We start from the raw sequence: 21,857 nt of genomic DNA, 5'->3' as shown, positions 1-21,857 counted from the left end.
ATCACGTTGTTTCAGGGGTTTGCAGGGATGGGGACCAAGGAGCAGGAGGCCCGGGAGCGCATTCTCCGGGCGACCATCGTGTGCATCGGCCGGGATGGACTGGATGCGACGGGCATCCGGGAGATTGCCCGCGAGGCGCAGGTGAACAGCGCGGCCATCAGCTACTACTTCCGGAGCAAGGAGAAGCTGGTTGCCCTGGCGCTGGAGCAGACGCTGGACCAGGCCTTCGGGAACGTCCTGGAGGACTTCGATCGGCTCCGGTTGGAGGGCCTGGGCATTCGCGAGGCGTTCGAGACGCTGCTCGAGGATTTGATGAGCAACTCGCTGCGCTACCCGTACATCGCGCACGCGCACTTCCACGACGCGCTGGCCCATCAGCGCTACGACAGCTCCGCCATCCAGCGCCTCAATGCGTTCCTGGCCGAGCTGGCCGGGCGGCTGGCACCGGGGGCGCCACATCTGCCGGAGAACCGGCTGAGGATGGCGCTCACCCAGGTCTGGGCCTCCCTGAGCCTGCTGACGATGATGCCCCGGCTGTTCGACCAGTTCATCCTGCTCGACTTCGGCACGCTCGACACGCGGCGCGCCTGGGTGCAGCAGGCGTCACGGCTCCTCTTCGTTCCCTGAGGGCCGTGTCACGCGTGTCTCGTCAGAACGCCGCGCCGTCCGCGCGCAGCCCTGGAGAGCTGGCGACGCCCGGCGTCAGCGTGTCATGCGCGACGAAGTTCGCATCCGGAGTGGCGTCCGGCGAGCGGTTGGCGGAAACCCCGGGCACGGTGGACGTGTAGTCGTACTGGTCCACCAGGGTGGAGTCCTGCCGCCGGATGCGCACGGAGTCACTTCCGTTCCCCAGGCCCAGCAGGCCACTGGACGCGGCCAGCGCATTCGCCTGTCCCGCAGGCACCGCCGCGGCGCCACCGAAGACGACCACCGCCTTGCCACCCCCCAGCTGCGTCCCCTGCGCGAAGACATGCCGCGCGGAACCGTTGGTGGCGTCCCACAGCGTCCAGCCGGAGATGTCCACGGGGAAGGGACTGGCGTTGACCAGCTCCACGAACTCGTGCGCGGAGGTCTGGGTGCCTTCATTGGCCAACACCTCGTTGATGAACACGCGCGCGGCGCCGCTGGCGATGGTCAACGCCGCGTCACTCATGTCCGTGTGCGCCGGTTCGTAGACATCCACCACGCGCACCCACACGTTCGAGGCCGCCTCGTTTGGAACGCTCCAGGCGAAGCGGCCCAGGGCCGCCGGGACGGACGCGGCCAGGACGCTCCAGTCCGTGCCGCCATTGGTGGAGACCTCGACGCGGACCTCGCCCACGCCCCAAGACGTCCAGGTGATGGGCAGCGTGCTCCCGCCCTGGTACGTCCCGCCGTGGGGTGACTTCAGGCGGAGGAAGGGGCCGGTTGCCGCGCTGAAGGAGTAGCTGCTGACGACGGGGCGGTGGTCGCTGACCACGTTGAGGAAGTCGGGGAACCACTCGTCCGCGTAGAGCACGCGGGCCGATTCCGCGAGGTAGCGGTCCGCCGCCTCGTTGGTGGCCAGGGTGTGGTCGACGACGTTCTCGAAGCCAATGGAGGTGTCATCCCCCGCCAGCGACAGCTCCCGGGTGATGAAGGTGAAGCGAGCCGGGTCGGAGACGAAGTTCTGGTAGGGCGTGGCCAGCGGCGCGCCGGAGGTGGGGTCGAGCGAGATGGACTCGTCCACGTCGTCATTCCAGTCGCCCATCACGAAGACGTGCTGCGTGGGCAACTGCTCGTCGAGGTACGCCTTGAGCGCCGCGGACGCGCGCTCCCGGGCTTCGCGCGGCCCCGTCGGGTCGGCGCTGTTGGCGCGCATGTGGACGACGATGACGGTGAGCGGCGTCTCCACGCCGCCGATTTCGGTGGTGAAGTCCACGCGGAGCGGTGGGCGGTCCGCGAAGTCGGAGCTGTTCCCAATCCGGACCAGGGTCGCGCTCTGGAAGGTGAGGGAGCTGTCGTAGAGCACGCCCAGCTTCTGGCTGCTCGTGCCGTAGGGAGATGTTCCGCCGGAGACGAAGGCCGCGTCGTTGGAGAGGAAGCCGTCGAAGCCGGGGAGCTGGGCCTTGAGCAGGTCGAAGTCGGCGGTATCCACCATCTCCACCATGGCCCACAGGTTGGCGCCCGCCGCGAGCATGATGTCGCGCGCACCGGCAATCTGCAGGTCGTCGGACGTACCGCCATCCGACGAGGAATTCGACGGGCCTCGCGAATCCGAGCCGAAGTAGGTGAGGTTCCACTGGCCCGCGGTGAACACGGGGGCGCCCGGCGCGCTCACGGAGAGCGTCAGCTCCTGGGTATCCGTCTGGCCATTCGCATCCTCCACCGTGACGGTGAAGGTGCTGGCGGCCACCTGGGCGGGCGTGCCGCTGAGTGTGCCCGCGGCGGACAGCGTGAGGCCCGCCGGCGCCGTCCCCGCCGTGATGCTCCAGGTCAGGGGTGCGGTGCCACCCGCAGCGGCCAGCGTCGTCGTGTACGCCCGGCCCACGGTGCCTTCCGGCAGGGCCTCGGTGGTGATGCCGGGCGGCGCATCCTGTCCGGCGTCCGCCCCCGCATCGGAATCGGTGCCCGCATCGGAGTCCGTCCCAGCGTCGGGATTGTTTCCGGCGTCGACGACGACGCCACTGTCCGCGGGCGTGGGCGTGGGGTCGTCCCCACAGGCGGTCAATAGGAGCAGGACGAGGAGAGGCGCGAGTGTGCGGGGTGGCGACATGAACGACTCCAGGGCATGGAACGAAGCTCGAAGGACAACGACGGTAGCCGATGGGGCGGACATGCGCCCGCTGCCATGACAGGACCGCCGCGTCCTCAGGTCGCGCCTTCGTCAATGACTGACTGGATTGCGGCCGCCAGCCAACGCTGGGTGGACGTGTCGAGCCCCTCTGAGAGCCGTTGGATGGGCAGCAGCCGCCCGCTGACGAGCAGGCCATTCCAGAGGATGTTGAGCCGGGCCGCGCGCCCCTCGCCATCCGGAGCGCCCAGCCAGCGGGCCAGGGGGGCGATGACCTGCTTCTGGAGCAATTCGACGCTGATTGCGTGGGCTTCGGGGTCGGACGCCGACAGGATGAGCATCGCCAACGGACCCGAGGCGTCGTGTGCGCCCAGGAAGAGGGACACCACCGTCTCTCCAAACTGGCGCCTCTCTATCTGGAGCAGCGGGCCGATATCGAGCACCTGTGCCAGCGTCTCCCGGTACAGCCCCTGCTTGGAGCCGAAGTAGCGGCCCACGAGCGAGGAGTTGACTCCGGCCAGCGCCGCGATGTCCCGCACCCCCGTGTTGGCGAAGCCCTGTGAGGAGAAGAGGGCCCGCGCGGCGGTCATCAGGGAGGTGCGTGTGCGCTCGGAGTCTCTTTGCCGGACGGCTGGCTTTGCAGTGGGCGGTCGGGTCAAGGGCATCTGGGTTTACTTATAATTCCGACTGAGTTATGTCTATGCAAGTAAACGACTGTGTACGTCGTGCGTGGCTTCCAACTCGAAAGGATATGTGCGGATGACTGCGACAAAGCAGGAGGGGCGCGCTTTTTCTCCGGAAGCCTTGAAGGAGAAGTACCGCCTCGAGCGTGAGAAGCGGCTGCGGCCCGACGGCAATACGCAGTACATCCCTTTGAAGGGCGTCTTCGCGGACTTCGACAAGGACCCTTATGTCGAGCCTGGCTTCACACGTCCGGCGCTGGCGGAAACGCTAGACGTCTTGATTGTCGGAGGTGGGTTTGGCGGCATGTTGTCGGCCGCGCGGCTGCGTCAGGCGGGCGTGGACTCCATCCGCATCGTCGAGAAGGGCGGCGACTTCGGTGGCACCTGGTATTGGAACCGCTATCCAGGTGCCGCTTGCGATGTGGAGTCCTACATCTATCTGCCGCTGCTCGAAGAGACTGGCTACATGCCCACGGAGAAGTATGCGCGGGCGCCCGAAATCTTCGCCCATTGCCAGCGCATCGGCAGGCACTTCCAGCTCTACGAGAAGGCGCTGTTCCAGACCCTGGTCCAGTCCATGGACTGGGACGAGGACGCCCGGCGCTGGAACGTCACGACGGACCGAGGGGACCGGCTGGCGGCGCGCTTCGTCATCATCGCCGGAGGCATCCTCCACAAGGCCAAGCTGCCCGGCATTCCAGGCATCGAGACGTTCAAGGGGCATTGCTTCCATACCAGTCGCTGGGACTACGCCTATACCGGTGGCAGCCCCACCAGCCGCATGACCCGGCTGGCTGACAAGCGTGTGGGCATCATCGGCACGGGCGCCACGGCGGTTCAGGCCATTCCCCAACTGGGTGCCGTGGCCCAGAGGCTGTATGTCTTTCAGCGCACCCCCTCGAGTGTTGGCGTGCGCGGCAACCGGCCCACGGATGAGGCCTGGGCGAAGTCACTCCAGGCCGGCTGGCAGCAAGACCGCATCCGGAACTTCTCCGCGATTGTCTCTGGCCGCCCGCTGCCGGTCGACATGGTCCAGGACGGCTGGACGTACATCTTCCAGGACGGCGCGACCCAGCAGGCCCGGACCCCCGAGGAAGCCGCCGAACTCCGCCAGTTGGCTGACTACCGGAAGATGGAGGAGATCCGCGCGCGGGTGGATGCCATTGTCTCGGATGCAGCGACGGCCGAGGCGCTCAAGCCTTATTACAACCCGATGTGCAAGCGGCCCTGCTTCCACGACGAATACCTGGAGACGTTCAACCGGCCCAACGTCCAGCTCGTGGACACGGAAGGCAAGGGCGTGGAGCGGATGACACCGACGGGTGTGGTGGTGAAGGGGAAGGAATACCCGGTCGACTGCCTCATCTACGCCTCGGGCTTTGAAGTCTCGGGTGACTACACCCGGATGCTGGGCTTCGACATCCGGGGCCGGGATGGCACATCGCTCCGGGAAAGCTGGGCCGACGGTCCGGCGACGCTGCACGGCATGCACAGCCGCGGCTTCCCGAATCTGTTGATGTTCACCACGACCCAGAGCGGCTGGGCCATCAACTTCGTGCACATCCTCGACGAGCAATCCCAGCACGCGGCCTACATCATCGGGCGGTGCCTGAAGCAGGGCGTGGAAGTCATCGAGCCCTCTGCGCAGGCACAGCAACAGTGGTGGGACGTGATTCTCTCCCGCCTCAGGACGGGGATTTCCTTTGGCGGGGCGGATTGCACGCCCGGCTACTACAACAACGAGGGCGTCAGCCCGGGGCCGAACGCCATCCGCTACGCGACCTTTGGAGGCGACACGCTCGCGTTCATCGATGTCCTGCGTGCCTGGCGTCAGGGCGATGGACTCGTGGGCCTGGAGCTCACGCAGGGCAAGGCGGCTTCACGTCCATGAGTGCCTCCATGTTCCGATGCGTCTCCAAGTCCCTGGCCGCCGGCCTGCTGTTGATGGCGAGCCCGGCCCTGGCGACCCCTCCCAAGTCCTACCGACAGGAGACGGTGGTGGCCGGCTCCCACTTCCAGGGGGTCCACGGGCTCGCCGTGGATGGAAAGGGAAACCTGCTGGCCAGCAACCTGCTGGGCCAGTCGGTCCACGCCATCAACCTGAGCACGGGCGCGGTGAGCACGCTCGTGGGGCCTCCGCTGGGCGGCGCGGATGATGTTGCGCTGGGGCCTGACGGCTCCATCTACTGGACGGGTTACTTCTCCGGCCAGTTGATGCGGCGCACGCCGGACGGGAAGACGCGCGTCATCGCCAGGAACCTGCCGGGCCTCAACTCGCTGGCCTTCCGCGGCGATGGCCGGTTCTACGTGACGCAGCTCGGGCGCGGCGATGCGCTGTGGGAGGTGGACCCGACCGGACGTAAGCCGCCCCGGAAGGTCATCGACGCGCCCGGCTATCTCAATGGCTTCGAGTTCGGCCCCGATGACCGGCTGTATGGCCCGCTCATCCTCAAGGGGCAGATTGCCCGCGTGGACGTGGACACGGGCCTCATCGAGAAGGTGGCGGAAGGCTTCACGGTGCCCGTCGCCGTCAACTTCGACGCGCGCCGGGAGAACCTCTACGTCGTCGACGCGGCGACGGGCGAGCTGGTACGGGTCCGTCTGCCGTCGGGTGCCAAGGAGGTCGTCGCGAAGCTGCCCACCGGGCTCGACAATCTGGCCGTGGGCCCGGATGACCAGGTGTACGTGTCCAACATGGTCGACAACGACATCCGCGTGGTGAACCCCGTGGATGGCTCCGTTCGCCTCCTGGTCGAATCTCGCTTGTCCGTGCCCTCCGGTATCGCCGTCGTGCCTGATGACCCCGAGGAGACGCTGTACGTGGCGGATGTGTACGCCCTGCGCCGGGTGGGCGGGCGTGAGGGCCTGGTGACCCAGACGACGCGGGTCCTCTCGTCGCAGCTGAACTTCCCCATGAACGTGAGCGTGACTGCCCGGCATGTCGTGCTGAGCACGGCCTATCTGGGCAGCCACAGCACCCTCCAGGTGTTGGACCGCGGCACGGGAGCGCTCCTGCGGACGCTTCCCAGTCCGAATGGCGCGCAGGGCGTGGTGGAGCTGGAGGACGGCACACTGCTCGTCGCCGAGGCCGCCACGGGCCGGCTCGTTCGTGTGGATACCTCCGAGCCCGCCGTCACCACGGTGCTGGCGGAAAGGCTGGGTGGGCCGGTGGGACTCGCGGCCGACACGAAGGCGAAGGAGCCTGGGGTGTACGTGACGGAGGTGCGTTCGGGGAAGGTGACTCGGGTGCGCCTGTCGGATGGGGCGCGGCGCACGGTGGCCACGGGCCTCAAGGCGCCCGAAGGCATCGCGCTGCATCCCGATGGTGGGTTGATTGTCGCGGAGGTGGGCCGCAAGCGGCTGGTGCGCATCGACGTGGCCACGGGCCGGGTGACGGTGCTCGCCAGTGGCCTGCGCATCGGTCTGCCTGAGAGCGAGGGACTGCCACCGGGCTACATCCCCACGGGCGTGGCGGTGGGCGCGTCGGGCACCCTCTATGTGACGTCCGACATCGAGAGCGCGCTCTACCGCTTCGTCCCCGTGCCTTGAGCCTGCACGGCCAACCGTCACACGGGGACTTCGAGGTTCATCGACAGGCCCGCTTCGAACTCCGGCGCTTGCCGGAGCTGCTCCAGGACGATGCGGGTGCAGTGGAGCGTGACGAGCGGAATCGTTCCCGGTTCGCTGATCCACCGGACCGCGTCCATCAAGTGGTGGGCTTTCAGGAACGCGAGCACGGCGTCCCAGAAGCGGCGTCCTTCATCGAGCGCGGCTTGGTAGGCGGGCCGGCGGTCCGGGGCCGATGCCGGGATGGCATCGGCTCCACGCTTCTTGCGCGGCGGGGGCCGGTACGGCGTGGCGCACTGCCGGGGCATGACGATGGCTTCAATCCACATCGCGTCACCCTCCACACTCCCGGTCCTCGGGTGGGTCTGGGGATTATCGGACATGGCGCGTGCAGGTTGCGCCCCCTTCGGCTCGCACTCAAGGGTGGGGCACGCTCGCCCCCATGGCATGCGTTGCCTGCTTCGGTGCTTGAGGCCCGCTCGCACTTCAGGCGTGGCGGTGGGCGCACGTCTGCTTGCCTGCTGGGTGTGCGCTACGCCAACTGCCTGAAGTTGCAGGAGCGCGTGTCAGGTGACGCGGTGGTGTGCTCCGGGCCGCCTACCGTCCATGCAACCACATCCTACCTTGTGAGGCATGAAGGCATCTCGTCGGCAGCTCCCAGTCTATGTGCCGCCGCGGACGGTCTGGATTGTCGGAACGCAGGTCCTGCTGCTCATCCTGTGCTGGGCCGCGCTTCGGGCGTTGTACCCGGTGCTCACGCTGCTGGCCGTCGTGCTGCTGCTCTCCATCGCGCTGAGCCCCCTGGTGCGCCGGCTGACGCAGTGGGGCCTTCCTCGCGGCGCGGGTGTGGCCATCGTGGCGCTGGCGCTGCTGGGGATGATGGGCGTCCTGGTGGGCTCGCTGGTGCCCATGCTCATCCACCAGCTCCAGGCCCTGGTCCAGTCGATGCCCGCGATGCTTGAACGGCTCGCTCAGTCCCGCTGGGTGGAGGAACTGAGCACGCGTTATGGCGTGCAGGTGCAGGCGGAGGACCTCATCCGCTTCGAGCCGACGGACGTCGCGGGCCGCCTCATCAATGTCCTGTCGTCGACGTTGGGCCTGGTGGCGGGCGGCATCACGGTGGTGGTCCTCACGGTGTTCAGCCTGCTGTTCGGTGAAGACCTCTACGAGAGCACCATCCAGTGGGTGTCACCGCGCCGCCAGCCTCGCGTGCGGTTGCTCATGTCCCGGATGCGCAAGGCCGTGGCCAACTACCTGGCGGGGACCCTGCTGGTGATGACCATTGGCGGAACGGTCGCCGCCACCGTGGCGCTCATCCAGGGCGTGCCGTACTTCCTGCCGCTGGGATTGATGGTGATGATGATGGGCGTCATTCCCTATCTGGGCAGCATCATCAGCGCGGTGCTGGTGGGCGTCATCACCCTGGCCGCGGTGGGCCTCAAGGATGCGCTCATCGCAGTGGCCGTGTTCATCGTGTACCAGCAGATTGAGTCCAACGTGCTGGGCCCCATGATTCAGCGGCGGGCCATCAAGATGAACCCGCTGCTCATCTCCCTCGTGGTGCTCTGTGGCGGCGCGCTGGCGGGGCTGCCCGGCGTCGTCCTGGCGGTGCCGCTGGCCGCGGCGGCGCAGGTGCTGGTGCAGGAAGTGCTCGCGCTTCGCCAGGAAGCGTGGCGGCGCAGCCATCGAATGGAAGCCTCGAAGCGGGAGCCCGGCCGGGGCGCGGTGGAGGAAGGGTTGCTCTTCGCGGGCCCCATGGCGGGGCCACGTCCGTCCGCGCCGCCGAGCCGAGAGCCACCGCCGCCGGACGCTCCCTCGGCGCACTGAGCGCGAAAGCAGAAGGGCCTCCGGACGTCGACCCGGAGGCCCTTCGCGTTCATTCCGCCGTCACGTTGGGTGACGGGGTTCGTTCATCAACGGGCCGCCTGCGTCGAGCGGCCCTGCACGCTGCGCGTCTTCTCCGGCGCCGCGGAGGCCACCGTGGCCGCCACGCCGAAGACGAGGTCGTCGCGGTCATTGTAGCTGCCGGAGGTGCACGAACTCGCGGTGCCGCCGTATCGGAATTGCGCGCGGATGGCGTGGTTGCCCGCGGTGGTGCCCAGGTTGAAGGTGTGCGTGAAGGTCCGCGCACCGCTGCCCGTACAGGCCACGTCCGTGGTCAGCGCCGTCCACGACGGCGCGGAGGTGTTGGTCGTGTAGTACAGGTCGAAGCGGTCCGTGCTGCCCCAGCACCACACCGTCACCTCGGCCGTCACCTGCTTGCCGACGGAGAAGGCGCTGTGGTCCACCGTGCGGAGGACGACACGGTCGATGCTCTCATCGCTGTGGTAGGTGCCGGAGCTTCCGTCAGCGCAGGAGGCGTTGAGGGTGTTGGGCTGGTTGGGCTCGGCGCCGCCGGACAGGGTGCCGCGGCCGTTGACGAGCACCGTCCCGGTGTCACACCCGCACACGTTGCCGCAGGACGGTGTCCGCAGCGTGGCGTTGTAGGTGGCGGCCACCGGCGTGCAGATGTTGGTGGTGGTGAAGCTTCTCGCGGTGCTGTAGGCGCTGGTGCCGCAGGAGTCGGCCGCCCGTGCGCGCCAGTAGTACGGGGTGCTGCTGCTCAGCGCGGGCGTCACCGTCCACGCGCTGGCCGTCAGGGCGGTGGCCGAGCGGACCACGTTGGTGAAGGCCGAGTCCGTGGCCACCTGGACCTCGTAGGTGGCGGCGCTGGTCACGTCGCTCCAGTCGAGCGCCGCGGACGTGCCGACACCGGTGGCGCCGTCGGCGGGGCTGCTCAGCGTGGGCGCCGCCAGGGCGACGCAGCCGCGCGTGGTGAAGCTGGACGCCGCGGTCCAGGCGCCCACGCCACCGCACGAGTTGCTCGCGCGCACGCGCCAGTAGAACGAGGTGCTGGTGGCCAGGGCTGGCGACACCGTCCAGGTGCTGGCCGTCAGCGCGGTGGCGCTGGCCACCACGTTGGTGAAGGCCGCGTCGGTGGCGACCTGCACCTCGTATGTGGAGGCGCCGGAGACGTCGTTCCAGTCCAGCACCGCGGACAGCTCCACGCCGGTGGCGCCGCCGGAGGGCGCGGCGAGCACGGCCGTGCCGGGCGCGGCACAGACGGGCGTGGCGCACGTGCACGCGCTGGCGGCGCCGTAGCACGCGTTGGAGGACGCCGGGACGATGGAGTAGCAGTACTGCCGGCCGTTGGCGACCTCGCCGTCCGTATAGGTGGTGCCGGTGACGGTGGCGACCTTCGCCTTCCCGAAGTCGCAGCCCGCGAAGCCCTCCGTCTTCATCACCCAGTACTGGGTGGCGCCCGCGGACGCGTTCCAGCTCAGGCTGACCTGCCCGTCACCCGGGGTGGCGGTGGTGTTGGCGGGCGCCGCGGTGGGGCCGGAGGCGCAGCCGCTGTTCGTCACCGTCGGGGTGGAGCACGCGATGCGGTGCCGGTTGTACGCCGCGTAGATGGCGGACATGTGCGGCGTGCCGTTGGCCAGGTTGCCGTCGTCGTCGTCCGCCGCCAGCCACTGCATGTAGCCGTTGGTGGCGCCGCAGCCGTCGGACGTGCCCGCCGTGCAGTTACAGGCGTGCCACGTGCCCACGTTGCCGCTGCCCTGGTAGAACGTCTTGTTGCCCACGATGAAGGCGGTGTTGGAGTCGTAGTTGAACGGCGGCGCCGTCAAGTCGCGCGTGACGAAGTCCCAGGCCGCCTGACGCACGGGCGAGGCCGCGCAGTGGACCTGGCGGCTGCACGGGCCGGAGCCGGAGCTGCACATGGGGCACACGAAGTTCTGCGGCGTGGCGGGGATGTTGGGCACGCTGGCGGCCCAGTCCGCGTCACGCACGCCGGAGCACTTGGTGTTGCACCACGACTGGCCGGAGACCTGCGCCTCCTGCTGGTTGTAGCCCGTGCCGTCCGGCGTCAGGCCGCAGCCGGTGTTGACCGTCTGGAAGAAGCCGTAGCCCACGCAGGACGTCTGCAGGCGGTAGATGGCCGCGATGTCCGCGTAGCCTTCCGACGAGTTGCTGAGCGAGCCGTTGGCGTCGAAGTCGTCGATGCCGTGGCCCCACTCGTGGTCGAACACGGCGCCAATCTCACCGGTGTTCCGGCAGCCGCCGCCGCTCCGGTAGAAGTTCACCGAGCTGCCGTTCCAGAAGGCGTTGCAGGTGCTGTTGATGTTGACGTTGGAGAGCAGCTGGCCCTGGAGCCAGGTGTTGGTGGGCAGCCACCCGCGGGCCTGCTCGGCCAGCTTGTTCAGCTCGTAGAAGCTGGAGCGGGACGCGGCGGTGTTGCCCGGCGACGTGCCCGGAGGCACCGTGCAGTCGTGGTCGTTGTTCACGCCGCCCAGGTTGAGGTTGCCCGTGGAGGAGCTGATGTTGATGGCGCCGCACGAGTCGCTGATGCGCACGTACTTGCCCGCCAGCGTGGTGGTGACGGTGCCGGAGCTGTAGTTGACGATGCCCGCCCCGTCCGTGAAGTTGTTGGGCGCCGCCAGTCCGGTGTTGGCCCAGGGCATGGGCGAGTTGGGCTGCATGGTGCCGCACGTCTCGTTGGAGGTGCAGGTGCCGATGTTGGTGGACGGATAGATGCCGCCCTTCATCTGCGCATCGAAGTAGTGGTTGTCGTCCTCCACGGCGAGCACCTCGCCGGTTTGGGCGTCCACCGTCGACTTCCAGCGCTGGTCCCCGCCGGCCTCGGAGAAGCCGTAGGTGTACACGAGCCGGTGCTCGTAGCCGGTGCCGACGGCGCCGTTGAAGGTCTCGCCGTTGAGCGCCACGGGGGCAATCTCCAACGTGGGCTGCTGCCACAGCGTCTGGGGACTGGTGTTCAGCCCCACGAAGCCGTTACCGGACACCAGCGCGTCCTGCGGGGTCAGCCGGGGGCGGGTGTCGATGCGCACGTTGGCCCAGGCCTCGGTGCCGATGAGGATGAGGTTGCCGTGGCTGATGGTGGCCGCGATGCGCCCGTGGCGCACCGGGACGCCGTTGACCTGCTGGGAGATGTGGACCTGGATGAGGTCGTCGTTGATGCGCGTCACCCGGGGGCTGCCCATCTGCATCAGGTCGACGTTGAACGCGGCCTGGTTGTCCGCGATGAACTTGAAGATGAGGTCACCGACGGCGGCCTCGTCCACGTTCGCGATGGAGCGGCCAATGGACTCACGGACCTCGTCCATGGTGACCTTGTTGTTGAAGCCGTCACCCGGGATGAGGGGAATGGTGCCTTGCACCGCGGTGGGTGTTCCCGTGCGCGGGTCGATGTAGACGTTGAACTCGCGCCCATTGCGCTTGAAGAAGTCGTCCCACGCGTCGGCGCCGAGCGAGTTCATCTGCTGGCGGGCCTGCTGCAACGGCATGTTCTGGATGGGCAGGTACAGCTCTGGTTTGAAGAATGCCTTGTCGGCGACGGCGCTCTGTCCCTTGTCAGGTGGCTTGAAGGCCCAGGCGGAGGTGGATAGGAGCAGGACGAGACATGCTGCTGACACCCGTGTGTGGCGCATGCGTTTCTCCTCTGCGGACCCGCGGAGGCACATGCCCTCGCGGTGGCTCCTGCACGGAGCACGTCAACGCCCATACCGGGTGTGAAATTAAATCTGAATACGTGGGATTCCGTTCGCTATTCCCGAAGAAAGTTTTGCAAGAATAACGGGACTTAGAAGTGTTCACTGTTGGTGTGCCTGGCATTCGAACTGCCGTGCACGAGCCGGACTGCCATCCCGCGGGATTGAAGTTTTTCCAAGCGGGCGCGAATCGCCATCAGTCTGGCCAGATGCGCACCCAGTCATCCTGGATGAGCTTGCCGCTGGCGCGGTCGGTGCTCCCGCTGGCCATGAAGCGCCGGGGCGCGGTCAGCGCGAGCACGCCGGCCTCCACCCAGAAGAAGAGCAACGCGGCGGCGGCGACGGCGGGCAGCCGGGTGGCCCACCGCTGTGGGGAGGCGCGTGTGGCGAGCACCACGAGCGGCAGCAACAGCAACGGGATGAGCGCGGGAAAGACGGCGAGCAGGCCGCGCGTGTAGCCGAAGAAGGCGACGGTGATGAGGGCCCGGTGCAGCAGCACCGCGGTGAAGAGCGCGAAGCCGCGCCACGCGGGCCGCAAGGACAGCGCGGCGCCCGCGAGCAGCAGCAGGGTGAGCGGCCACTTCAGCCACGCGCTCTCCGGCACGAAGACGTCCACGGGGGCTCGGGCGCCGTGCAGTCCCGCGGGCAGGTTGGAGGCCCCCAGACCCAGCCGGAAGCCGTCCAGCCAGCGGTCCAGCTTGGCCAGCCACAGACGCGCCGCGTCCGCCGGGGCATCCCGCATCCACGCGAGCCCCTCCGCGTACCCGTGCAGCAACAGGTGGCGTTGGGCGGGGTTGGCCACGTCCAGGAAGCCCTCCTGGCCCATCTGGTTGACGCTGTCGGGCGTGAAGCCCCCGGTGGCCGCGGCGTGGTTCGCCATGGCGAAGTTGATGGGGCCGTACACGGTGACGGGGGCCAGCACGGGCAGCGGCTCCAGGTGCGGCGTCCGGGCGTTGAGCTCGCGCAGCACGCGCGCGTTGTGGATTGCCCAGGGGGCCAGCACGACGGCGGTGACGAGCAGGGCCGCGCCCCAACGCAAGGCCAGTGTCCGCGGGGGCGTGGCGCCTCGGTAGAGCCAGGCCCAGGCGAGGAGGAAGGGCCAGAGGTACAGGTGCTCGGCGCGGGTGAGCGAACCCAGGCCCATGACGGCGCCCAGCAGCACGGCGCCCGTCCACGTGGGGCCCGCGCGGTGCTGGAGCATCAGCGCGCAGGTGGCCGAGAGGAAGAGGACGTAGAGCACTTCGTTGCTGTACGTGGTGGACAGCACCAGCCAGCCGAAGCTGCTCGCGAAGAGGGCGGCGCCCAGCAGGCTCCAGCCGGTGCCCAGCACCTTGCGCCACCACCAGCCCGTGAAGGCGACCGTGCCCGCGTTCAGCAGCGCCAGCGCGAGCTTGTACGGGTAGGCGCTGCCCTGCGGCGGGCCCAGCACGCGGTAGAGCAGCCCCAGGAGCCAGGGGAACAGGGGCGGGTGGTAGGGCAGGGTGGCGGGCCCGGTGTGCCCGCGCGCGAGGTCGGCGGCGTAGGCGTGGAAGAAGCGCGCGTCGCCGTAGAAGAAAATGGAGAAGGGCCAGGCCCGGTCGGGCGACGCCTGCAGGTAGAGCCAGCGCAGCAGCAGGCTGAGGCTGAAGGTCGCGGCGGCGCCCAGGGCCACCGGGTGCCGCCGACACAGCTCGCTCACAGCGGTGAAGCGCCTGCGCATGCCACCCCCCGGACGCGTTGCCCGCCACCTTAGCCAGGCGCGAGCGCGGCGGCCAGGCGGCGCTCAGCTCCGCAGGGGCGGCTTGCCCTGGTGCGCCACCAGCAGGTCATGCATGTCGTTGGCGTGCTCCTCCTCCTTGGCGAGGATGTCCTCCATCATCCGGCGCGTCGTCGGGTCATGGTTGGCGAAGTAGCGCACCATCTCCTGGTACGTCTGGATGGCGATGCGCTCGGCGATGAGGTTCTCCTTGATCATGTCCACCAGGTTCTGCCCTTCGGCGTACTGGCTGGCGCTGCGGGACAGCAGTCCTTCGGGGTTGAAGTCCGCCTTGCCACCAAGCTGGTTGATGCGCTCGGCGATGCGAAGCGCGTGCTGCTGCTCCTCGCGGGCGTGCTGTCCAAACTCGTCCTTGACGGACTCGCTCTGGATGCCCACCGCGGCGACGTAGTGGTAGGTGTAGCGCAGCACGCAGACGATTTCCGTCGCCAGCGCGTCGTTGAGCAGCTTGATGGTGGCGTTGACGTCGCCCTCGTAGTCTTCGGTGATGGCGCCTTCCTCCAGGTGCTCCCGGGCTCGGCGGCGAATCTCGGTGATATCCGTGAGGAAGGGCTGCTGGACTTCGGCCATGGTGGTCCCCCTGTTCTGGGCCTCGCGCAAAGGTAGGAAGGGCGGGGCGCGTGGAAGCCACCCACGGGAGGAACAGTCCGCCACCACGCCCCGGGGGCGGACGAGGGCGCGGGGACTTCTTCCGAGCTTTCAGAAAAACGACGAACTTCCACGCGTCGGTGGCAGGCTGCACGCGTTCGTTTCCTAGACTCGGCCGTCGCGGCAGTCGCCCGCCCGGTCTGTCTTGACGCCCGGCATGGAGGGAAGTGTGTCCCACGCAGGTGAGCAGGCCATCCTGGCCATTGACCTCGGGACGTCCGCCGTCAAGGTGGCGGCCGTCACGCTGAGGGGACGGATTCTGGGCGGTGACGTGGAGCCGCTGGAGCTGTCCCTGCTCCCGGATGGGGGCGCCGAGCAGCAGCCGGAGGCGTGGTGGCGCGCCATCGTCCTGGCGACGCGCCGCCTGCTGGCCTCCGGGGCCGTGCGCGCGGAGGACGTCATCGGCGTCAACTGCAGCTCGCAGTGGTCCGGCACCGTCGCGGTGGACGCGTCCGGAACGCCCGTGTGCCCCGCGCTCATCTGGATGGACTCGCGCGGCGCGCCGGACGTGAAGCGCGCGGTGGGCGGCTTCCTCTCCGTGAAGGGCTACGACGTTCGCCGCCTGATGACGTGGATTCGCCTGTCGGGCGGAGTGCCCAGCCTGTCGGGCAAGGACCCGGTGGGCCACATCCTCTACCTGCGGCGCGAGCGCCCGGACGTGTACCGCCGGACGTACAAGTTCCTGGAGCCGAAGGACTGGCTCAACCTGAAGCTGAGTGGCCGCTGCACCGCCTCGTATGACTCCATCACCCTGCACTGGGTGACGGACAACCGCGCGCTGGGCCGCATCGCCTATGACGACCGGCTGCTGAAGATGGCGGGGCTCGAGCGGGAGAAGCTCCCGGACCTGGTCCCCGCCTCCACGGTGCTGGGGCCGCTCCAGGCACAGGCCGCGAGCGAGCTGGGCCTGAGTGAGGACGTTCAGGTGGTGACGGGCGCGCCGGACATCCTCGCCGCCGCCGTGGGTTCTGGCGCGGTGGGAGACTTCGAGCCCCACCTGTGCGTGGGGACCTCGTCGTGGCTGTGCTGCCACGTGCCCTACAAGAAGACGGACCTCTTCCACCAGATGGCGTCCGTGCCGTCCGCCCTGCCCGGGCGCTACCTGCTGGCCAACGAGCAGGAGTCCGCCGGCATCTGCCTCACCTTCCTCAAGGACAACATCCTGTATGGCCGGGATGCGGGGGCGGGCACGGACGGGGACGCGCCGGACCTCTACCAGGTGATGGAGGCGCAGGCAGGCAACGTCCCCGCGGGCAGCGACCAGCTCATCTTCCTGCCCTGGCTCAACGGCGAGCGCAGCCCGGTGGATGACAAGTCGCTGCGCGGCGGCTTCTTCAACCAGTCCCTGAAGACGACGCGGGCGCACATGGTCCGGGCGGTGATGGAGGGCGTCGCCTACAACTCGCGCTGGCTCTTCACCTATGTGGAGCAGTTCGTGGGCCGGCGGTTGGACTCGCTGCGAATCATCGGCGGCGGGGCGCGCTCCGCGCTGTGGTGCCAGATTCACGCGGACGTGCTGGGCCGCGCGGTGCAGCAGGTGGATGAACCGGTGCTCGCCAACGCGAGAGGCGCCGCGTTCCAGGCCGCGGTGGCGCTGGGGAAGCTGACGGTGGAGGAGATTCCCTCGCTCGTGCCGGTCGCCCGCACCTTTCATCCGGATTCGAAGAACGCGGCGCTCTACGACGAGCTGTTTCGCGAGTTCGTCAACATCTACAAACACAACAAGGCCATCTTCGCGCGGCTCAATCGCGCGCGAAGCGCCTGAACCCCAGGAGTTCGCCATGGCACTTCCAGACCTGAAGGCGCTGAGCCTGCTCAACCACGTCCCACCGAGGCTGCTTTCCGCGGCGGAGCGCTACCTCAAGGCTGTTCCGGGGGTGAAGGGCCTGCTCAACCGGGAGACGGGCTCGCTGCTGTCCGAACTGGAGAGCGGCCTCAAGCCCTACCGCGGGAAGATGCAGTCGTTCGACCACCTGCCGCCGACGGGGCGCTCGCGCGAGGACGTGCTGCGTGAGCTCCAGGCCCTGGAGTCGCAGGAGGAGTACCGCTGGCGGGAGGGCCGCGTGTCCGGAGGCGTGTACAACGGCGACGCGGAGCACATCGCGTTCCTCAACCGCGTCTATGCGCTGCATTCACAGAGCAACCCCCTGCACGCCGACCTGTGGCCCAGCGCCACCAAGTTCGAGGCGGAGGTGGTGGCGATGACGGCCAGCATGCTCGGCGCGGACGTGGCGAACGCCGGCCAGCCGGAGGAGGCGCGCATCTGCGGGGCCATGTCGTCCGGTGGCACCGAGAGCATCATGCTGGCGATGAAGACGTACCGGGACTGGGCCCGGGAGACCAAGGGCATCACCCGGCCGGAGATGGTGGCGCCCGCCAGCGCGCACCCGGCCTTCGACAAGGCGGCGCACTACTTCGGCATCAAGATGGTGCGCGTCCCGGTGGGCCCGGACTACCGCGCGGACGTGGCCGCCATGCGCAAGGCGGTGAACCGCAACACCATCGTCATCATCGGCTCCGCACCGGGCTTTCCGCACGGGGTCATCGACCCCATCGAGGCGCTGTCCGAGATTGCGCGCAAGAAGCGCATCGGCTTCCACACCGACGCATGCCTGGGCGGCTTCGTGCTGCCTTTCGCCATGAAGCTGGGCTACGACGTGCCGCCCTTCGACTTCCGGCTGTCGGGCGTGACGTCCATGTCCGTGGACACGCACAAGTTTGGCTACGCGGCCAAGGGCTCCTCGGTGGTGTTGTACCGGGGCACGGAGCTGCGGTCGCACCAGTACTTCACGGCGACGGACTGGCCGGGTGGCATCTACTTCTCGCCCACCTTCTCCGGCAGCCGGCCCGGGGCGCTCATCGCCTCGGCGTGGGCCGCGCTGGTGAGCATGGGCGAGCAGGGCTACCTGGACGCCACCCGGAGCATCCTGGAGACGGCGGCGGCCATCAAGAAGGGCATCCGCGACATCCCGGAGCTGCACGTGCTGGGCGACCCGCTGTTCGTCATCGCCTTCGGTTCGGAGTCCGTGGACATCTTCCAGGTGATGGAGCGGATGAGCGAGCACGGGTGGAACCTCAATGGCCTGCACAAACCGTCCGCCGTCCACCTGTGCGTCACGCTGCGCCACACGCAGCCCGGCGTCGCGGACCAGTTCCTGGTCGACCTGCGCGACGCCGTGGACTACGTGAAGTCCCACCCCAGCGCGAAGGGGACGATGGCGCCCGTGTACGGCATGGCCGCCTCCGTGCCCTTCCGCGGTCTGGTGAGCGACCTGCTCAAGAAGTACATGGACCTGCTCTACAAGGTCTGAGCGAAGTCGGAGTAGGGCTGGGAGGGGTGGGAAACGGAAGCTGGGCGCAGCCGCGAGACCTGCGCCCATTGCTCCTGGGCGAAGCCATCGGGATTCAGTCGGATGGCCCCCTTGCTGCGAATGGCGACATTCAGAGCAAGGGCAGGCCGCCGTAACATGGGCGCCTGTCGCAGTGCCTCCAGTATCAGTGCGGCGGTCATCGGTTGTCCGTGCAGATAGCGCGTGCCCGGCATGAAGCGCTTTCGCTGCTCCTTCCACCAGGCCTCAATGGCCTCGTGGTCGGGGAATGGCAGATCATCCTCGGGCGCCGGGATGAGCGGGGCATCGTCCTCATCCCCCTCATTGTCTGGTGCCTCCCGACGGAAGGGGCCTTCCACGACCAGGCCCGTGATGGTGGAGATGGCTTCCGCCGCGAGGTGGGCCACCTTCGGATTTCGCAAGTGGGGGAGGCAGGCCTCGACGGCCGTCGGACTCCCACTGGTTCCCAGTGCCCGGAGCACGTCCCCCTGGAGTTCGGGCGTATCCAGCGCCTTCGTCAGCATCTCGATGTCCTTGGGTTGGCCTCCCATCGCCACGAGGAGTGCAGCTCGCGCGATGGCCGGTACGCGGGCCTCGACGAAGTGCCTGCAGGCGCTCCATGCAGCCCGTCGGCCCAGCAACAGCCCCGCGACGAGCGCGGCGTCGCGGACAGATGCGTCCGGCGAGTCCAGGGGGCGCGCCAGCGCCGCAGTGTCGAGTGGAGACAGCCAGCGTCCCACCGCGCGCAGAGCGGCGGCCTGGAGCCGGGGGATTGCGCTGGACAAGAACGGCTTCAGTTCGACACGGGAATGCGGCTGCCGGAGGCTCAATGCATCGAGCGCGGTGGCAAGTACGGACGCGGGGGCCGTACCTTCCGTCAATATCCTCTCCATCCGTGCCGTGAGGGCCTCGCCCCCTCCCAGTTCCAGCACGCGGCGGATGCAGGACTGTCGCTGCTCCGAAGCCTCGTCAAAGCCATCCAGCAGCGTGTCGAGATGCGCCGCCATCGAATCCGACAGCAAGGTGAAGGCAGCGGTACAAAAGAAGCCGGTATCCTCTTCTTCGAGCGCGGGTCGCAGCAGGCGCTCGATGGCGAGCGCTCCGCCCTCGCACAGGCCTTCCACGTGCGCAAGCAATCGCTCCTCAGGCCCGTCGATGACCTCTCTCAGCACGTACCGGGGCGAGCGTAGCGAACGTTCCCACTGTCCCCAGAGAAAGGCTGCTTCGTTGAGATGCTCTTCGAGGATGTCCCAGAGAATCATGGACACCTAGTTGACCTTCACCGAGGCGCCCTTGATGCGATTGGTGCCCGTGGCGTGGGTTTCGACCTGGACGCCCCGGATGACGACCTTCCCATTGCGCCGCAGCGTGATGGTGGCTTCGCCACACCGGAGCACGACCTCCTCTTTTCCCTCCAGGACGACTCGCCGGCCATCTACATGGGCATCCAAGGCGGATTCTGAGTCGGCTGCTCCCGAAAGCAATGCTTCGACCAAGGGCGAGGTGGACGCAGGTTGAAGCAGCCCGATGAGCACCGGTCGCGACAGGTCATCCTGCTCGAAGAGCAGGACCGCCCCTGGCCTTCGCGCGGTGGCGTCCGCCAGGACCTTGGGGCTCATGGGGATGATGGTGCGCGCAGAAAGGGGACCCGCCGTATTTCCCTCGAAGTCCACCTGTGGATTGCCCTCGCCATCCACTCCCACGAGCCAGCCTACACGTGGCCCCCGGGAGCCGACACGCGGCTCTTCCGCATCTCCTACGAACGGAACCGTTTCTCCAGCCTTTGCGCGCATCGGCGTTTCTCCTGCCTTGGGGACTTGCCTCGCGACCGCTTGTCAGACGCCCGCGTAGCCTTCGGCGGATTTGAACTGAAACCCTCGCATGCCTGACTTCTGGAGCACTTCCTTCACTGACTCGTGGACGATGAGGACGGACGGCTTCCCGAAGAGCCTGAACAGCTTCGCCCCCTGGATTTTCTGCGGGGCCAAATGCAGTTCCTTCAATTCGAAGATGGTGTTCTTGCCCAGGGGCTCCGCTGGGAAGCCGGCCATGGGCGTGAAGACCGACGTCTGCCGGTCCACGCAGTCAATCAGGCCGACGACGTTGGCCGCCTGATGGCCGGACGTCTTCTTGCCTGACGACTCGTCGATGAGCGTCAGCGGGTAGTAATCGACGTTGTCGACTCCTGCCGATTCCAGGGCCTCGCGGAAGCGGGGGGAAAAGACCAGGGTGGCGGGAGACGCGCTCATGTAGTCCACCATGTCCCCCTCGGCGCCCACGCGTTTTCGCGCGGTCAGGGGAGGCAGGGGCCCCAGCTTGGCGCCGCTCATGAATGACACCTTCTTCTTTTCGAATCCCAGAATGGGATCCAGATGCAGGCTCGCTGCGTTGTGTTCGGCGGGCCCATAGCGAATGACGTGGTACATCAGACTCCCTTCGAGGCTTGGCGTTGCGTGTTATTGAGGATCTGCTGTCGCTGCTGTTCCATATAACGTTGCCGCCGATCCTCCAGGGTGCGAACCGCACTGGTATAGACCGACAGCGAGTTCAAGTGCAGCCCCCAGAACTCCACGCCACTGGCTTGTTGCCGGATGCCCAGGATTCGAGTCTGGACGAACACCGAAGCTTGCTTCAACTGCTCTGCAAGGGCGAGCTGTAATGCGACATCTTCCTTGCCCTGGCAGACCTCCGCGTATGCGTTCTCGATGTCATCCAAGAGATCTGCGATGGGGGAGGTATATGCGCCAGGATGGCTTCCGTTGTGCTCCTGCAGGAGGTGGAGCGCGACGTCCGCCTCGTCTTTGGGCAGGAGCATCCCGTTGGAAACACCGTTGATGTCCCATCCTGCGAGGACGGCGTTGTCCTTCAAGGTCGAGGTGCTGTCCAACTGCTCAAGGGTGTGGATCTGGCACTGAGCAGCGAGCGAGCTGACAGGCAAGGGGACCACCGGAGGCCTGATGGTCGGCAGCAGGCGAGGCCACTGGTGGGTTGTGCCACTGGAGGACATCCAACGATGCCAAAGGTGACCATCGAAGTGCCGGAAGGATTCGAGGACAGCGTCAAGGCGCTGGAGGAGACGCTGAAGCGCGCCCACCGAGGGGTGGAGGGAGCGAGCAGAGGGGACCTGGCCGCGTTCGACGCCGCATGGCAGGAGGTGAATGCCGGAGCGGAACAAACGGAGCGGTTGATGAAGTGGAGGTTGCTTCGAGGGCTCGACCTCGACGCGGCGCGAGTCCTCATCGAAGGCCAGTCCTACGTGCGAGTCGGACGGTACCCGGCAACGTACAAGACGCGGCAAGGGCCCGTCGAAATAGAGAGAAGCCTCTACCGACGGGTGGGCGAGCGCAATGGCCCCACGGTGGACACCGTCAGCGTCCAAGCCGGGTGCGTGGCTGACGGCTGGTTACCGGAGGCGGCGGTGCCCATGGCGTACCTGCTGGCGCGAGGCACTTCGCGGGAGGCAGAAGCGACGGCGCGTCAGGTGGGTGTGCTGCCGTATTGCCGTATTGCCGAGCCTCCTTCGAGCGGGTGGGGCATGCGGTGGGAGCGCTGTATGGCGGCCAGCGGCCTCGGGTG

At 67.7% G+C, this 21,857-nt stretch carries 16 protein-coding genes and 1 pseudogene; 7 read left to right on the top strand and 10 right to left on the bottom strand.

The annotated features are described in order from the left end of the window. Window positions 1-27 precede the first annotated feature (27 nt). On the top strand, window positions 28-627 hold the full coding sequence (locus BLU09_RS35405) for a TetR/AcrR family transcriptional regulator (protein WP_090495569.1): 600 nt from the start codon (window positions 28-30) through the stop codon (window positions 625-627). Window positions 628-649: 22 nt separating this feature from the next. Here the strand turns inward: BLU09_RS35405 and BLU09_RS35400 are convergent, their stop codons facing one another. Beyond that, on the bottom strand, window positions 650-2,734 hold the full coding sequence (locus BLU09_RS35400; RefSeq protein WP_244172306.1) for a lamin tail domain-containing protein: 2,085 nt from the start codon (window positions 2,732-2,734) through the stop codon (window positions 650-652). Window positions 2,735-2,829: 95 nt separating this feature from the next. After that, window positions 2,830-3,342, bottom strand: a complete 513-nt coding sequence (locus BLU09_RS35395) for a TetR/AcrR family transcriptional regulator (RefSeq protein ID WP_090495567.1) — start codon at window positions 3,340-3,342, stop codon at window positions 2,830-2,832. A gap of 169 nt (window positions 3,343-3,511) precedes the next feature. On the opposite strand from BLU09_RS35395, the gene BLU09_RS35390 reads away from it, so the two are divergent. Together BLU09_RS35390 and BLU09_RS35385 are read left to right on the top strand one after the other, a co-directional pair. Beyond that, window positions 3,512-5,326 (top strand): flavin-containing monooxygenase, encoded by a 1,815-nt coding sequence (locus tag BLU09_RS35390; protein ID WP_186817997.1) that lies wholly within the window; start codon window positions 3,512-3,514, stop codon window positions 5,324-5,326. 8 nt (window positions 5,327-5,334) lie between these two features. Continuing rightward, window positions 5,335-6,984, top strand: a complete 1,650-nt coding sequence (locus BLU09_RS35385; RefSeq protein WP_090495565.1) for a gluconolaconase — start codon at window positions 5,335-5,337, stop codon at window positions 6,982-6,984. A gap of 17 nt (window positions 6,985-7,001) precedes the next feature. Here the strand turns inward: BLU09_RS35385 and BLU09_RS35380 are convergent, their stop codons facing one another. Next, window positions 7,002-7,331: a hypothetical protein gene (locus BLU09_RS35380; RefSeq protein ID WP_244172305.1), complete on the bottom strand. Its 330-nt coding sequence runs from the start codon at window positions 7,329-7,331 to the stop codon at window positions 7,002-7,004. 304 nt (window positions 7,332-7,635) lie between these two features. On the opposite strand from BLU09_RS35380, the gene BLU09_RS35375 reads away from it, so the two are divergent. Then, window positions 7,636-8,829, top strand: coding sequence for an AI-2E family transporter (locus tag BLU09_RS35375; RefSeq protein WP_090495563.1), 1,194 nt, complete (start codon window positions 7,636-7,638; stop codon window positions 8,827-8,829). Window positions 8,830-8,915: 86 nt separating this feature from the next. On the opposite strand, the gene BLU09_RS35370 is transcribed toward BLU09_RS35375, so the two are convergent. From BLU09_RS35370 to BLU09_RS35360, 3 genes are all read right to left on the bottom strand, one after another. Then, a complete protein-coding gene (locus tag BLU09_RS35370; RefSeq protein ID WP_186817995.1) occupies window positions 8,916-12,488 on the bottom strand; it encodes a PepSY domain-containing protein in 3,573 nt (1,190 codons plus the stop codon). 256 nt (window positions 12,489-12,744) lie between these two features. Then, window positions 12,745-14,247: an ArnT family glycosyltransferase gene (locus BLU09_RS35365; protein WP_090495561.1), complete on the bottom strand. Its 1,503-nt coding sequence runs from the start codon at window positions 14,245-14,247 to the stop codon at window positions 12,745-12,747. A 63-nt stretch (window positions 14,248-14,310) separates the two neighbouring features. Further along, window positions 14,311-14,874: a ferritin-like domain-containing protein gene (locus BLU09_RS35360; RefSeq protein WP_090495560.1), complete on the bottom strand. Its 564-nt coding sequence runs from the start codon at window positions 14,872-14,874 to the stop codon at window positions 14,311-14,313. Between the two features lie 235 nt (window positions 14,875-15,109). Here BLU09_RS35360 and BLU09_RS35355 point away from each other — a divergent pair, with 235 nt between their 5' ends. Both BLU09_RS35355 and BLU09_RS35350 read left to right on the top strand, forming a co-directional pair. Continuing rightward, window positions 15,110-16,717 (top strand): xylulokinase, encoded by a 1,608-nt coding sequence (locus tag BLU09_RS35355; RefSeq protein ID WP_090495559.1) that lies wholly within the window; start codon window positions 15,110-15,112, stop codon window positions 16,715-16,717. Window positions 16,718-16,733: 16 nt separating this feature from the next. Then, complete coding sequence (locus BLU09_RS35350) at window positions 16,734-18,263, top strand: pyridoxal phosphate-dependent decarboxylase family protein (protein WP_090495558.1); 1,530 nt, start codon at window positions 16,734-16,736, stop codon at window positions 18,261-18,263. Here BLU09_RS35350 and BLU09_RS35345 read toward each other — a convergent pair. The 4 genes from BLU09_RS35345 to BLU09_RS35330 form a co-directional block, all read right to left on the bottom strand. Then, window positions 18,251-19,543, bottom strand: coding sequence for a TIGR02270 family protein (locus BLU09_RS35345; RefSeq protein ID WP_143043255.1), 1,293 nt, complete (start codon window positions 19,541-19,543; stop codon window positions 18,251-18,253). The genes BLU09_RS35350 and BLU09_RS35345 overlap by 13 nt on opposite strands. A gap of 6 nt (window positions 19,544-19,549) precedes the next feature. Continuing rightward, entirely contained in the window at window positions 19,550-20,074 is a 525-nt protein-coding gene (locus tag BLU09_RS35340; RefSeq protein WP_090495556.1) for a DUF6484 domain-containing protein, read from the bottom strand. A gap of 42 nt (window positions 20,075-20,116) precedes the next feature. Next, window positions 20,117-20,611, bottom strand: coding sequence for an imm11 family protein (locus BLU09_RS35335; protein ID WP_143043254.1), 495 nt, complete (start codon window positions 20,609-20,611; stop codon window positions 20,117-20,119). A gap of 95 nt (window positions 20,612-20,706) precedes the next feature. Beyond that, the gene (locus tag BLU09_RS35330; protein ID WP_090495554.1) at window positions 20,707-21,288 is read right to left on the bottom strand and encodes an AHH domain-containing protein; all 582 of its coding nucleotides are present in this window, start codon (window positions 21,286-21,288) and stop codon (window positions 20,707-20,709) included. A 183-nt stretch (window positions 21,289-21,471) separates the two neighbouring features. Here BLU09_RS35330 and BLU09_RS35325 point away from each other — a divergent pair. Then, a pseudogene (locus tag BLU09_RS35325) lies at window positions 21,472-21,857 on the top strand (ISKra4-like element ISMfu2 family transposase); the annotation flags it as partial.

This window comes from Myxococcus virescens (assembly GCF_900101905.1).
GTDB classification, from domain to species: Bacteria; Myxococcota; Myxococcia; order Myxococcales; family Myxococcaceae; genus Myxococcus; species Myxococcus virescens.
This window is presented reverse-complemented; position numbering and strand designations above follow the sequence as displayed.

What these genes read in the sequence shown, in the direction of transcription:
- BLU09_RS35405 (WP_090495569.1), top strand. Translation starts at nt 28, where the DNA reads ATGGGGACCAAGGAGCAGGAGGCCCGGGAGCGCATTCTCCGGGCGACC.
- BLU09_RS35400 (WP_244172306.1), bottom strand. Translation starts at nt 2,734, where the DNA reads ATGTCGCCACCCCGCACACTCGCGCCTCTCCTCGTCCTGCTCCTATTG.
- BLU09_RS35395 (WP_090495567.1), bottom strand. Translation starts at nt 3,342, where the DNA reads ATGACCGCCGCGCGGGCCCTCTTCTCCTCACAGGGCTTCGCCAACACG.
- BLU09_RS35390 (WP_186817997.1), top strand. Translation starts at nt 3,512, where the DNA reads ATGACTGCGACAAAGCAGGAGGGGCGCGCTTTTTCTCCGGAAGCCTTG.
- BLU09_RS35385 (WP_090495565.1), top strand. Translation starts at nt 5,335, where the DNA reads ATGTTCCGATGCGTCTCCAAGTCCCTGGCCGCCGGCCTGCTGTTGATG.
- BLU09_RS35380 (WP_244172305.1), bottom strand. Translation starts at nt 7,331, where the DNA reads ATGTGGATTGAAGCCATCGTCATGCCCCGGCAGTGCGCCACGCCGTAC.
- BLU09_RS35375 (WP_090495563.1), top strand. Translation starts at nt 7,636, where the DNA reads ATGAAGGCATCTCGTCGGCAGCTCCCAGTCTATGTGCCGCCGCGGACG.
- BLU09_RS35370 (WP_186817995.1), bottom strand. Translation starts at nt 12,488, where the DNA reads ATGCGCCACACACGGGTGTCAGCAGCATGTCTCGTCCTGCTCCTATCC.
- BLU09_RS35365 (WP_090495561.1), bottom strand. Translation starts at nt 14,247, where the DNA reads ATGCGCAGGCGCTTCACCGCTGTGAGCGAGCTGTGTCGGCGGCACCCG.
- BLU09_RS35360 (WP_090495560.1), bottom strand. Translation starts at nt 14,874, where the DNA reads ATGGCCGAAGTCCAGCAGCCCTTCCTCACGGATATCACCGAGATTCGC.
- BLU09_RS35355 (WP_090495559.1), top strand. Translation starts at nt 15,110, where the DNA reads ATGGAGGGAAGTGTGTCCCACGCAGGTGAGCAGGCCATCCTGGCCATT.
- BLU09_RS35350 (WP_090495558.1), top strand. Translation starts at nt 16,734, where the DNA reads ATGGCACTTCCAGACCTGAAGGCGCTGAGCCTGCTCAACCACGTCCCA.
- BLU09_RS35345 (WP_143043255.1), bottom strand. Translation starts at nt 19,543, where the DNA reads ATGATTCTCTGGGACATCCTCGAAGAGCATCTCAACGAAGCAGCCTTT.
- BLU09_RS35340 (WP_090495556.1), bottom strand. Translation starts at nt 20,074, where the DNA reads ATGCGCGCAAAGGCTGGAGAAACGGTTCCGTTCGTAGGAGATGCGGAA.
- BLU09_RS35335 (WP_143043254.1), bottom strand. Translation starts at nt 20,611, where the DNA reads ATGAGCGGCGCCAAGCTGGGGCCCCTGCCTCCCCTGACCGCGCGAAAA.
- BLU09_RS35330 (WP_090495554.1), bottom strand. Translation starts at nt 21,288, where the DNA reads ATGTCCTCCAGTGGCACAACCCACCAGTGGCCTCGCCTGCTGCCGACC.